Origin of the sequence: Microcystis sp. MC19, from assembly GCF_003019735.1 — a bacterium.
Classification (GTDB): domain Bacteria; phylum Cyanobacteriota; class Cyanobacteriia; order Cyanobacteriales; family Microcystaceae; genus Microcystis.
In genome coordinates, this window is record NZ_CP020664.1 from 3,537,688 (window position 1) to 3,550,052 (window position 12,365).

Consider the following 12,365-nt stretch of genomic DNA (forward strand, 5'->3'; position numbering starts at 1 on the left):
GGCCATGCCCTCGTGATCAATTCCTATGTCAACCCTGGTTATTGTCGAATCCCCCACCAAAGCTCGGACGATCAGTAATTATCTGCCTAGCGGCTATCGAGTCCAAGCCTCCATGGGCCACATCCGCGATCTGCCCGCCTCCGCCGAAGAAATTCCCCCCGCCCAGAAAGACAAATCCTGGGCTAACTTAGGCGTGGATGTGGAGAACGATTTCGATCCTCTCTACGTCGTCCCCAAAACCAAAAGTAAAATCGTCAAAGAATTAAAAGAAGCCCTCAAAGGGGCCAGCGAACTGATCCTTGCCACCGACGAAGATCGGGAAGGGGAAAGCATCAGTTGGCATCTCTTGCAGGTACTCAACCCGAAAATACCCACCAAAAGGATGGTATTTCACGAAATCACCAAAGAAGCGATCCAAACCGCCCTGAAAAATTGTCGCTCCATCGACGAAAATTTAGTTCACGCCCAAGAAACCCGCCGCATACTCGATCGCCTCTACGGTTATACCCTCTCCCCCCTACTCTGGAAAAAAATCTCTAAAGGGTTATCCGCCGGCCGGGTGCAATCCGTAGCCGTGCGTCTGCTCGTGCAACGGGAACGGGAACGACGGGCCTTTAAAACCGCCAATTATTGGGACCTGAAAGCGACTTTAGAAAAGGACAAAAATCAATTCGACTCGAAATTAGTCACCTTAAACGGTCAAAAAGTGGCAAATGGGAGCGATTTCGATGCCGACACCGGCAGACTGCTCCCCGGTCGCCAGGTGACACTCTTAGATCAAGCGACGGCGGCGGCCTTAAAAGAACGCATCCAAGACAAAATCTGGCGCGTTAGCCACACCGAAGAAAAACCCACCACTCGCAAACCATCCCCCCCCTTCACTACTTCCACCCTACAGCAAGAAGCTAACCGGAAACTAGGCATATCCGCCAGGGACACCATGCGAATCGCCCAAAATCTCTACGAACAGGGCTACATCACCTATATGCGGACTGATTCCGTCCATCTTTCCGATCAGGCCATCACCGCCGCCCGCAATTGTGTAGAACAAATGTACGGCAAAAACTATCTCAGTCCCCAACCCCGGCAATACACCACCAAAAGCAAAGGAGCGCAGGAGGCCCACGAAGCCATCCGGCCCGCCGGCAGTAGCTTTCGCCTACCCCGGGAAACTGGTCTGAGCGGACTAGAATTCGCCCTCTATGACCTAATCTGGAAACGCACCGTCGCCTCACAGATGGCCGATGCCCGTATTACCCAGATCGCCGTCAATATTCAGGTGGAAGATGCCGGATTTCGCTCCTCCGGCAAAAGAATCGACTTCCCCGGCTTTTTCCGCGCCTATGTGGAAGGTTCCGACGATCCCGAAGCCGCCATCGACGACCAAGAAATCATCCTACCCCCCCTCAGCGTCGGTGATACCCCCAATTGTCGCAAACTAGAAGCCATTAGCCACGATACCCAACCCCCCGCCCGTTATAGCGAAGCCTCACTCGTAAAAACCCTCGAAAGTGAAGGAATCGGGCGACCCAGCACCTACGCCACCATTCTCGGCACCATTATCGATCGCGGTTATGCCCAAATGCGGAATAAAACCCTCATTCCCACCTTCACCGCTTTTGCCGTGGTTAGTTTGTTAGAAAATCATTTCCCCGACCTGGTAGATCCCAAATTTACCTCAAAAATGGAAGAAACCCTCGACGATATCGCCACCGGTTCCGCTCAATGGTTGCCCTATCTCGATCGCTTCTATCGCGGCGAAAAGGGGCTAGAAAGCCAAGTAAAAGAGCGCGAGAGTCAAATTAACTCTAGCACCGCCAAATCGGTGATTTTAGAGGATTTACAGGCAACTATCAAGATCGGCAAATACGGTCCCTATCTGGAAGTCTCCCGAGACGATCAAATCCTCACCGCTTCCATCCCCGCCGATTTAACCCCCGCCGACCTCAACCCCGAACAGGTAGAAACCCTGCTGCGACAAAAAACCGCAGGTCCCGATAAAATCGGTCTTGATCCCGACACCGGAGAACCCATTTATCTGCTCGTCGGTAGTTATGGTCCCTACGTCCAGTTAGGAGATGTCAGCGACGACAATCCCAAACCCAAACGCGCCTCCCTACCCAAAGGAGTCAAACCCGACGATATCACCCTCGAACAAGCGGTGGGTTTATTAGCACTGCCGCGACTGCTGGGAACCGATCCCCTCACCGGAGGCAAAATCAAAGCCAGTTTAGGACGCTTCGGTCCCTATATAGTTCGCGAAGAAGGCAAAGAAAAAGAATATCGTTCCCTCAAAGCCGGCGATGATATCCTAACCATCACCCTCGATCGCGCCTTGGCCCTATTAGCCGAACCGAAAAAAGCTCGCAGCACCCGCGGTTCGGGCAAACCACCCCTAAAAGAATTGGGCAAACATCCCGACGACGGGGAATTGGTGGCATTGTACGAGGGTCCCTACGGAGTTTATATCAAACACGCTAAGACCAACGCCAAAATTCCCGAAGGCGAAACCGCCGAAACCCTCACCCTAGAACAAGCTTTGTCGGCCCTAGCGGCCAAGGCAACTACTGCCAAGAAAACCACCACCAAGAAAACTACTTCTAGCACCACCAAAAAAACTACTTCTCCGGGTAGTAAAACCAGCAAAAGTAAGAAGGTTTAGCAGTTAGTGGTGAGGCAATTTTCTCCATGGTTAATTCCTCACCCCGACGCGGCGACAAATCCGGTTGGCTTTTTTGTCCTCTGCACCACTTTGACTAGGCTGATCCTAAGTAGGTAGGCGTTAAAAATTATCAGACACCACCCTTATCAAGGGTAGGGTTGATTCATGAATCAACCCTACCTTATCAAGTGGGGCAGGGGGGATCGAACGTAAAATCCATTTTTAATTTAATTATAACCAGCTACTTATACCTCAAATTCCCCTACTGTAAAGCAATCGCCATCGCTTCTTGGGGAATTTGCCGGTAAATTGGTTTTAAAAATTGTTCTATGGCATCGGATTCGGGAGCAGCCAGGGGAAAATTGCCTAAAATGTCGAGAATGGTTTGATTTTCATTCCCCGGCGTAATTACGACTAGGGAGGGATCTAGCTCTTCATCGTACTGCCAAAAGCGATCGATAGCACTTTCGGGGGCAGTTTTTTCGACTACTGCGGAGGGTTGACTGACTGCTAAAGGTTGATTATCAGAGGAATAGGAGCGTTTTTCCCGTAAAGCTTCCAGAATTTGGCTTTTGGTTCGGCCGCGCAGTTGCAACAGCAGGAAGGGATCGACGCTAAAACGATCGCCCAATTGATAATATACTGCTCCTATATGTTTGCAGGGGTTGGCTTGATCGGGACAGGTGCAACGGGAGCGAATATCGGCCAGGGAAAAGGGAAATAAATTCACCCCACTGTCGATAAAAATACGCTCGATATGATCGGGCATTTGTCCGGTGAGTAATTGAGCAGAATAAATGGCTTTTTTGGAGAGAAGCTTAATAATATAGTCCCATTCTTCATCACTAAAGGCCGCTAGGGATAAATCCACTATATAAGGCGCTGGTTCACTGCCTTGTACTCTGGCAATAACTTGCGAGTCTTCAAAGTCAATACTTAAAACATTGCCTTCTCTTGCGTACAGTCTGGCTCGTTCCAAGCGTTTTTTAAAGCGATAGGAATCGAGGAGTTCTAACCATTTTTGTACCCACCAAGCTTGTTCTGTCATTTTTTATTCACCCTACCGCTTATCAGCTTCGTTACCAACAAAAACGCCAATTCAAAAAGGAAAAGCATCAGCCTAGAGGCTTTACTAGGAAAGGCTCATCAGGTATAGTCTGATCAATACAACAACAAATCAGACCCAAAAACGAAGCCCTCAATATCTTAACATAAGTAGGTAGGCACAATTATTTGTAGGATGGGTTAGCGGTAGCGTAACCCATGCGGGCGTTGGGTTTCATGCTTCAACCCAACCTACGTTTATTTTATATTTAATTCCACCCACCTACTTAGAACCAAGAAAGTTGCTCTACCAACTTAGTCAAGAGGAAAATTTATCTCAACGACAAATAGCCGTCTTGATCCTATGTCATCAAAGCACCACCTGAGCAAGTATTAAGAAGGAATCAGAGTTCCTGCGGATGCTATCTACAAAGGTATAGCACAAGCTGATACTAAATCGGTTTTTAGGCTAAGACGTATTTAAATCGCTTATTCTTAGATTAGCCGAATCTCCCCAAATCCCTTTACTGTTGCCTCTTGCCTCTTGCCTCATCTCAACAGGCAATTTAAATTACGAACAGCTTAATAGTGTGATTAACTCCCAATCGAACTTTAAAAATCCACTCCCCACTTCCCACTTTCCTATACTTTTTAAACAGGATTTAGTATGAGAGTGAGACTCGCCGCAAAAACTGAAAACAACCTTTTAAAAAAGTAAGTAAGTACCTAGGCAAAATTAATTACATACTCGCCTCCAAAATTGTCCAGCACTTTTTTAACGTAAGCGAGGAGGCTCTTTCGGTCTTTATAGGTGCTAAATTCAATCCATTCATATTTTAAAAATCTCCATAATATTTCAATTAAATTTCGCTAGTAACCGTTCCGACCTGTATCTCATAAAATAATTGATTATCTCGTTTCATTATTCCTAAAATATTTAGTCTTTTACCTTCAATTGGTGGCAACTTAATCGTGGTTTTTTCTTCTTGCCAAGCGTAAGGAATACAAGGCTTTGAATCCCATCCCATTTCATCCAAATATCCTATCTCAATCTCTCCTCTTTTTTCCTGTTTTTTGAGTTCTTCTAAAATAGGTAGTTTGACCTCAATCTCCCACTCATCAGACGTTTTGGCGACCCCTTTTCTCACCCTTTTCCACCTCATGTTGATTTTTTTTATGAGTCTTTTTATCGTGTCTTTGCTTACGGTTAATTTCCATTCTTCTACAATTTTTATCTGGATTTTTTTAAGCTTTTCGGTTCTTCAACTTGTTGACCTTGTGCTTCTATCAATTTAGGTTTTCTCCCTCTTCCTAGACGATTATAAAAACCAATTAGTTTTCTATCTTCCCAGGCCGTCAACCAATTATAGATGGTCTTTCTCGTAACTCCAAATATTCCGCTCAATTCTTCTATCGTGGTTCCCTGAAAACTTAAGAGTATACATTTCGCTCGCTCTCTTACTTGATGATGTTTACTAGCTCGATAAATTCTCTCTAGCATTTTCTGGCTCTCGGGGTTTAGGTCTCTAATCAATCTCATTGTATTTTCCTGCTGCTTGGTTTTTTCATGTATTATACTTCTTAATTTTTTATTTGGGTAATTAATTTTGCATGACTACTTAACATTCTTTGTCCCAGACTATATACTAATAAGCATATTCCCATTAAAAAAACCATTGTTTCTATCCTTTTTGGGTTTTTCACAAAGACACTATCTGCTAGAAATAAGGGGTCTTTAATGAATCTAAATCCTCGTTCACAAGATTGTTGTGCTTTATATTCATCAAGCATTTCTTCCGCCGATAGGTTTTCCTTGTCGAGAACATTAGTGGCGATAATAAATCTTCCTGCTCTTTCTGTTTCGGCTTTAATAATTTCAGCTTTTTTTCAATTACTCCTTGACAGCTATAGACTTTCTTCTTCTTGTTATTGAGGGTTTCTTGATATTCTAATTCTCCTAACTCATGATATTTTAAAGTTTTATTAAATTTCTTTACTTCGAGTTTCAATTCAGTCAGGTTAGGCTTTTTTCTGTGCTGCCAATTCTTTAATTGTTTTTCAATTTTTTCTTTCTCCTTCCTTAACTTATCAGACAATTTTTCCAAGTTTGAATCTTTTCTAGCTGCACTCTCTACGATAAGCCATCTTTGCCTAATTCCGTGATAATTTACTGGCTTTTCTTGGTATTTATAGCCTTTTTTTTGACTTAAATGAAACTCAGCTTCCTTAGCTTTTTCTACAATTTCTTTCGCCTTTTTTAAGCTAAAAGGTACTCTGGTTAATCATTTTATTTCTCCTAAAATCTGAAGATTTTTGGCGGTGTATAAGGCACTATCTGCTACCTATATTGTCTCCAGATTCAGGTTTTTTTGATAAGCTTTTATGATTAACGGAAAAATATTTTTGTCCGACTCGTTCCCTGAACCTGTTCTCATTAGCAAAGGAACATCCCCATCACTACTTACCATCAGCTCTAGCATAAACTGTTTTAAGTCAGGTCTTTCATCTTGCGAATATCCATAAGTAATTTCGATAACATTTTCTGAGTTTTCTTGCTGATTTTCTTCCTCTTCTTCTTTGAGCTTGTATTCTCCATGAACGGACACCGAAGCTCGAATCTAGATGACTGTATTTAGTATTTATTTCGTACTTATTGATCGTATTTATCGCTAAACTTGTCCAAGTTTTTTCTAGACCCTATTTATGTAGATAATCCATAACTCTGCCGATTTTATCGTCATTTATCTCTTCGGATTTTATTCCTTTTCCTAATAAGTGTTCTATCGGTTTATCTTCAAAAAACTTGGGGAACAAATATAAAGGTTTACTAACAAATCCCAAACCATTTAGGATGATGGCTTTCACGATTGTGCCAGCACTAATTTTCTCTCTCTTGTCTATTCCTAATGCTTCATTGACTAAATCTTCGATTCCTAATTCATCAATAATTCCCGCAACTATCCCTAAGTGATCTAAGTTTTTTACCTTGATTTCCTGGTTCATTTTTTTTCTCTAGGTATGAGCGGTTCACTTTAATTATTATCTCATCTTTTTCGTCTCAGGTGTTTGAATATTTATACTTAGCTATCTCAAGAGCTTTCCGAGTATTTATACTTAGTGGTTTGCTCAACTTTCTCTGTCCTTCCCTTTGTGTTTTTCAACCTGCGGAATGTGGGTTATATCATTTTAGGAAACTTGCGCAAACAGCTAATTTATCCTCAAACGACAACGGAGATGAGTGAATCCCAATTAAAAGAAATCTTACAAGAAGTTAACCTGCAAGATGTTCTTAATCGCATCAAAAATTTTGATGAGGAAGTGGATTGGGAAAATATTTTATCTTTAAAAGAACAACAGCGTCTAGCCTTTGTGCGACTATTCGTTAATCAGCCAGATTTTGTGATTTTAGATGAAGCCACCAGTGCTTTAGATTTAAAAAATGAAGATCATTTATATAAACAGTTACAACAAACTGGCAAGACTTTTATTAGTGTCGGACATCGAGAAAGTTTGTTTAACTATCATCAAAAGGTTTTGGAACTTTCCGAGGATTCTACTTGGCGATTAATGAGAATGGAAGACTATCATCCATCAGCAGCGATTGCAACTCATTCTAACAATGCCAAAACCGTTGATGAAACGATAGGAATTGTCTCTGAAATGAACAATCAAGACAATTTTACCCATCAAGAAATGCAAAAACTGACCAACTATAGCTTAAGTACGGGCTCTCCCAGCTTTGGTGGGTAAAATGTATTCTAAGATACATTTCTCAAGAGCGAGGGGGTGGAACGAACCACAAAGACACAAAGGACACAAAGATCGATCCTATGTAAGTTAAACTTATCACACAGAACCTAGAAGAGCCTAAGTACGATCAAAAATAAAGCCAGTCGAGGTCAAATAATTGTTGCCAATGATGGCATGATCTATCGTTATGACAAAACCCTTGATATTGCCCAATGGGTGAGAGTTTAGCTTCTCAGGGAGCTTCGATTGAACTTAAAAAGATATATTGCCGCAGTTCGGGAACCTTCAAAGAAGATTCTCGACCCATTACATTGTTCGCCAATTCCGAGTTAAATTGACCAATTAAAAGCCGCCTGGACTTAAATAACTGGGATTTTCCTGTAGGGAAGTATCGAAGGGATTGGCCAAATCTTGGGTGCGAATTAAGGGGCCAGACTGTTGCTGTTGCATGACATCATAGTATAAAGTTTCAGTTAATTTGGCATCCCGGGTAATCATATTATCGAAATAGGAACCTTGCATAAAAGTACGCCAACCAAAAAGAGAGTTGAACTGTCCTAAAATGCTGGTGTAGTCGTAGAAACGACCCGTATTGTTATTAACAGCGCGGTTAAACAAACCAGGGATATTATTAAATCCTACCGCCGTATCGGGAGAGGGGACAATTTGCAATTGTTGGGTTTTTACCGGTGGGGGATTGGTGGCGGGTGGAGTTTCGGCGATCGCAGTAGGCGAACTCAACCAGACTAAACCGGTTAAACAAAACAGGGAAGGAAGTAAAAACTTAGCGCGCATGGGTAAAAATCTCCTCACAGGGATAGGGTTAATTTAAAAATCGCGTCAATGGGATGAGAAAGAAATTAATACTAGCGATCGAGTCAATATATAATGACTTTTGGCTCAATTGTAACCGAAATTTTGGAGTCAGTCAGGCTCCCAATCCTGAAAATATGGCTAATTCCTCGGTAGCGAATCTCGACACTGCTTCCCTGCGTCAATTTCTCCTCGATGCTCTTGTCCGTCTTGCCTATCGAGAGGGGGATTTCACCCTGTCTTCAGGACAAAAAAGCAGCTACTATATCAACGGCAAACAAGTTACCCTCACTGCGGAGGGAGCTTTAGCCGTGGGGCGTTTATTGCTGTCTCTACTGCCTCCAGATACCCAAGCGGTGGCAGGATTAACCCTAGGGGCGGATCCGATTGTCAGCGCCGTTAGTGTGGTATCTGCCTACGAAAATCGCCCGATTCCAGCTTTAATCGTCCGCAAAGAGGCAAAAGGTCACGGCACTATGGCTTATATCGAGGGGCCGACTTTAAACCCCGGTGCCGCGGTGGTTGTCCTCGAAGACGTGGTGACAACGGGGAAAAGTGCCATGGTAGCGGTAGAAAGATTACGGGATGCGGGTTATCAAGTAGATTTAATCATTGCTTTGGTGGATAGAGAGCAAGGAGGGGCGGAATTTTACCAATCTCAGGGAATAAAGTTTCAAGCTTTGTTTTCGATTCAGGATCTACAGGCGGCTTATCATAATCAATAGCGGTGAGTGGCCAGAAACGCTCGATAACTGGGTTTTAACAGTCGGATTGGCTCTGGGGATAAACCACAAAGGCACAAAGAACACAAAGAGGAAGACAGATTCAAGCGGGCTGCCTTCATTGCCTAAACGATAAGTTAAGTAGGTAGGCGTTAAAAATTATCAGAAACCCCCCTTATCAAGGGGGGCAGGGGGGATCGAACCTAAAATCCATTTTAAATTTAATTATAACCAGCTACTTAACTAGATTTTTTTCCTGTGAATAATTTGGTAACTAGCCGAGGTTTTCGTCCCGAAGAAACAGCTAGTAACATTGATAGATTCAGAGTCTAGCTATTGACTAATAGCTATTCTCGCACGGGGACTCAAGATGCCTTGGCTCTCTTTGGCTCTAAGAATTGAAGCCTTTATCACTTTCTGATAACCCTCAGACCGACTAACTGTATACTAGGCTATAAGATTTGCTTAAAAATCTTCAAACCATGCCGAACTATCGACAGTACAGCGATCGCCAAATATGAATCAAGGCATAGATTTACAAGAAAGTTTCATTAAATCCCTAACAGACTTGGGATTAAGTGGAGGACTGGCTAAAGCGATTTGGATGCCTTTACCCATGTTCCTGATGATTATAGCCGCCACAGTGGGGGTTTTAGTCTGCGTCTGGTTAGAAAGGAAAATTTCCGCCGCCGTCCAACAGCGTATTGGACCGGAATACGCAGGACCCTTGGGCGTTTTACAACCGGTCGCCGACGGTCTGAAATTAGTCTTTAAAGAAGATGTCGTCCCCGCTAAGGCTGACCCCTGGTTATTCCTCTTTGGGCCGATTTTGGTGGTGATGCCAGTGTTTGTCTCCTACCTCATCGTCCCCTTCGGTCAAAATCTGCTGATTACTGACCTAAACGTAGGGATCTTTTTATGGATTTCCTTGTCCAGTATTGCCCCCATTGGTTTATTAATGGCGGGTTATGCCTCAAATAATAAGTATTCCTTGCTGGGAGGCCTGCGGGCGGCGGCGCAATCGATTAGTTATGAAATTCCCTTGGCTTTATCGGTATTAGCGATTGCGATGATGTCTAATAGTCTCAGTACCATTGATATTGTCGAACAACAATCCGGTTATGGCATTTTAGGCTGGAATATCTGGCGCCAACCGGTGGGTTTTCTGATTTTCTGGATTGCCGCTTTAGCTGAGTGTGAACGTCTGCCTTTCGATTTACCAGAAGCGGAGGAGGAATTAGTCGCCGGTTATCAAACCGAATACGCGGGGATGAAATTCGCTCTCTTTTATGTGGGTTCCTACGTTAACCTGGTGCTGTCGGCCCTAGTTTTCGCCGTCCTCTATCTTGGTGGTTGGGAATTTCCTATCCCCGTCAATGCTTTAGCCGGCTGGTTGGGAGTTAGTGAAACCAATCCCTGGCTACAAATTATCACCGCTTCCCTCGGGATTACGATGACGGTATTAAAAGCCTATTTTCTCATCTTCATCGCTATTCTCTTGCGTTGGACTGTACCCCGGGTTCGCATTGACCAATTACTCGATTTAGGCTGGAAATTCCTCTTACCGGTATCTTTAGTTAACCTACTACTTACCGCCGCCCTAAAACTAGCTTTTCCCTTTGCTTTTGGCGGTTAATTCCCATTTTTGCCCTGTTAACCTACTATACCTCTGACCATCATGTTTAACATCCTCAAACAAGTCAGCGATTACGCCAAAGGTAGCATTCAAGCGGCGAAATACATCGGCGAAGGTTTATCCGTTACCTTCGACCATATGCGTCGTCGTCCGATTACCGTTCAGTATCCCTACGAAAAGTTAATTCCCTCGGAACGTTATCGGGGTAGAATTCACTTTGAGTTCGATAAATGTATCGCTTGTGAAGTTTGTGTGCGAGTTTGTCCGATTAATTTACCGGTAGTGGATTGGACTTTTAACAAGGAAATTAAAAAGAAAGAACTCAAACACTACAGTATCGATTTTGGGGTCTGTATTTTCTGTGGCAATTGTGTGGAATACTGTCCGACTAATTGTTTGTCCATGACCGAAGAATACGAACTAGCGACCTATGATCGTCATGAATTAAACTATGATAACGTCGCCCTAGGCCGTTTACCCTACAAAGTCACCCAAGACCCGATGGTAACACCTCTGAGGGAATTAGGTTATCTGCCTAAAGGTGTTATCGAACCCCACGATTTACCCGCCGGTAGTCAACGCGCCGGTAAACGTCCGGAAGAAATTACCGATTAATTAGCAGTTAGCTATCAGCCGTCACGGTTTTTAGGTAGGAGAATTGCCAGATTCTGTCTTTTGCCTCTTGCCTGTTGCCTCTTGCCTTCAGAAGCTGATAACTAATAATTAATAACTCTCAAACATAAAAGGAGATGAAACTACTGTGAATTTAGCCGAGGGCGTTCAAATAGTATCTTTTGGCATTTTAGCAGCCCTAGTAATCGGGACAGCTTTAGGCGTGGTACTATTATCTAATATCGTTTATTCCGCCTTTTTATTGGGCGGTGTTTTTATCAGCATTTCCGGTTTATATCTCTTACTAAATGCTGATTTTGTAGCGGCGGCACAAATTCTAATTTATGTGGGTGCGATTAACGTTTTAATTCTCTTTGCTATTATGCTTGTTAACAAGCAAGAGGACTTTTCTGATATTCCTAAACGTTGGATCCGTCAGGCATCTACTGCTTTAGTTTGTGTGGGTTTATTTGTACTGTTATCGACCATGGTTTTAATCACACCTTGGTCAATTTCTACCACTTCTCCCGCCGTTGTGACTAATACTTTAGTAGAAATCGGTAAGCATTTCTTTAGTGATTTCCTGCTACCCTTTGAATTAGCTTCCGTGCTATTATTAATGGCCATGGTCGGAGCAATTATTTTAGCTCGTCGCGACCTTATCCCTACCCTAAAAGCTGAAGAACCTACGGCCACAGCCTTAACATTACCCGAACGACCTAGAGAATTAACCGCCCCTAAATAGGACAAAAGAAAGAGGTATCATGCAGATTCAGTTAGAGTATTATTTGTTATTAGCGGCGGCTTTATTTTGTATCGGAATTTACGGTTTAGTCACCAGTCGCAATGCTGTCCGGGTTTTAATGTCGATCGAATTGATGCTCAATTCTGTTAACATTAACTTAATGGGTTTTTCCAACTATCTTGACCCCGCTAATATCCGAGGCCAAATTTTTACTATTTTCGTGATTACCGTAGCGGCAGCCGAGGCAGCCGTGGGTTTAGCGATTATCCTGACTATCTATCGTAACCGCGACACGATCGATATGGAACAGTTTAACCTGCTCAAATGGTAAGGTTTTAAATATTTACCCCCCTCTCTCCCTTTTTTGGGGAGAGTTTTTTT

The 12,365-nt window shown here is 43.3% G+C and carries 12 protein-coding genes and 3 pseudogenes; 8 read left to right on the forward strand and 7 right to left on the reverse strand.

The window, feature by feature from the left end:
• Positions 1–25 precede the first annotated feature (25 nt).
• Complete coding sequence (topA, locus tag B5D77_RS17975; RefSeq protein ID WP_008203491.1) at positions 26–2,662, forward strand: type I DNA topoisomerase; 2,637 nt, start codon at positions 26–28, stop codon at positions 2,660–2,662.
• Between the two features lie 262 nt (positions 2,663–2,924).
• On the opposite strand, the gene B5D77_RS17980 is transcribed toward topA, so the two are convergent.
• Positions 2,925–3,710: an SWIM zinc finger family protein gene (locus B5D77_RS17980; protein ID WP_008203492.1), complete on the reverse strand. Its 786-nt coding sequence runs from the start codon at positions 3,708–3,710 to the stop codon at positions 2,925–2,927.
• Positions 3,711–3,978: 268 nt separating this feature from the next.
• On the opposite strand from B5D77_RS17980, the pseudogene B5D77_RS27380 reads away from it, so the two are divergent.
• Positions 3,979–4,135: pseudogene (locus tag B5D77_RS27380) on the forward strand (IS30 family transposase); the annotation flags it as partial.
• Positions 4,136–4,432: 297 nt separating this feature from the next.
• Here B5D77_RS27380 and B5D77_RS17985 read toward each other — a convergent pair.
• The 5 genes and pseudogenes from B5D77_RS17985 to B5D77_RS18000 form a co-directional block, all read right to left on the reverse strand.
• Positions 4,433–5,246 (reverse strand): annotated as a pseudogene (locus tag B5D77_RS17985) (helix-turn-helix domain-containing protein).
• A 41-nt stretch (positions 5,247–5,287) separates the two neighbouring features.
• A complete protein-coding gene (locus tag B5D77_RS17990; RefSeq protein ID WP_254053092.1) occupies positions 5,288–5,542 on the reverse strand; it encodes a hypothetical protein in 255 nt (84 codons plus the stop codon).
• Entirely contained in the window at positions 5,425–5,802 is a 378-nt protein-coding gene (locus B5D77_RS27385) for a hypothetical protein (protein WP_254052981.1), read from the reverse strand. The genes B5D77_RS17990 and B5D77_RS27385 overlap by 118 nt, the downstream gene beginning before the upstream one ends.
• 246 nt (positions 5,803–6,048) lie before the next feature.
• Positions 6,049–6,312 (reverse strand): hypothetical protein, encoded by a 264-nt coding sequence (locus B5D77_RS17995; RefSeq protein WP_106908226.1) that lies wholly within the window; start codon positions 6,310–6,312, stop codon positions 6,049–6,051.
• Between the two features lie 91 nt (positions 6,313–6,403).
• Positions 6,404–6,709 (reverse strand): DUF4277 domain-containing protein, encoded by a 306-nt coding sequence (locus tag B5D77_RS18000; RefSeq protein WP_008204946.1) that lies wholly within the window; start codon positions 6,707–6,709, stop codon positions 6,404–6,406.
• A gap of 174 nt (positions 6,710–6,883) precedes the next feature.
• Between B5D77_RS18000 and B5D77_RS18005 the strand changes: the two are divergent.
• Positions 6,884–7,456, forward strand: a pseudogene (locus tag B5D77_RS18005) (ATP-binding cassette domain-containing protein); the annotation flags it as partial.
• A 342-nt stretch (positions 7,457–7,798) separates the two neighbouring features.
• On the opposite strand, the gene B5D77_RS18010 reads toward B5D77_RS18005, so the two are convergent.
• On the reverse strand, positions 7,799–8,251 hold the full coding sequence (locus B5D77_RS18010; protein ID WP_106909356.1) for a porin: 453 nt from the start codon (positions 8,249–8,251) through the stop codon (positions 7,799–7,801).
• A 53-nt stretch (positions 8,252–8,304) separates the two neighbouring features.
• On the opposite strand from B5D77_RS18010, the gene pyrE reads away from it, so the two are divergent.
• From pyrE to nuoK, 5 genes are all read left to right on the forward strand, one after another.
• The gene (gene pyrE / locus B5D77_RS18015; protein ID WP_008203497.1) at positions 8,305–8,994 is read left to right on the forward strand and encodes an orotate phosphoribosyltransferase; all 690 of its coding nucleotides are present in this window, start codon (positions 8,305–8,307) and stop codon (positions 8,992–8,994) included.
• Positions 8,995–9,508: 514 nt separating this feature from the next.
• Positions 9,509–10,627: an NADH-quinone oxidoreductase subunit NuoH gene (gene nuoH, locus B5D77_RS18020; protein ID WP_002734266.1), complete on the forward strand. Its 1,119-nt coding sequence runs from the start codon at positions 9,509–9,511 to the stop codon at positions 10,625–10,627.
• Positions 10,628–10,669: 42 nt separating this feature from the next.
• Positions 10,670–11,242: an NAD(P)H-quinone oxidoreductase subunit I gene (gene ndhI / locus B5D77_RS18025; RefSeq protein WP_002733194.1), complete on the forward strand. Its 573-nt coding sequence runs from the start codon at positions 10,670–10,672 to the stop codon at positions 11,240–11,242.
• Positions 11,243–11,387: 145 nt separating this feature from the next.
• Positions 11,388–11,984, forward strand: a complete 597-nt coding sequence (locus B5D77_RS18030; RefSeq protein ID WP_008203498.1) for an NADH-quinone oxidoreductase subunit J — start codon at positions 11,388–11,390, stop codon at positions 11,982–11,984.
• A gap of 25 nt (positions 11,985–12,009) precedes the next feature.
• Positions 12,010–12,315: an NADH-quinone oxidoreductase subunit NuoK gene (gene nuoK / locus B5D77_RS18035; RefSeq protein WP_197533180.1), complete on the forward strand. Its 306-nt coding sequence runs from the start codon at positions 12,010–12,012 to the stop codon at positions 12,313–12,315.
• Positions 12,316–12,365 lie beyond the last annotated feature (50 nt).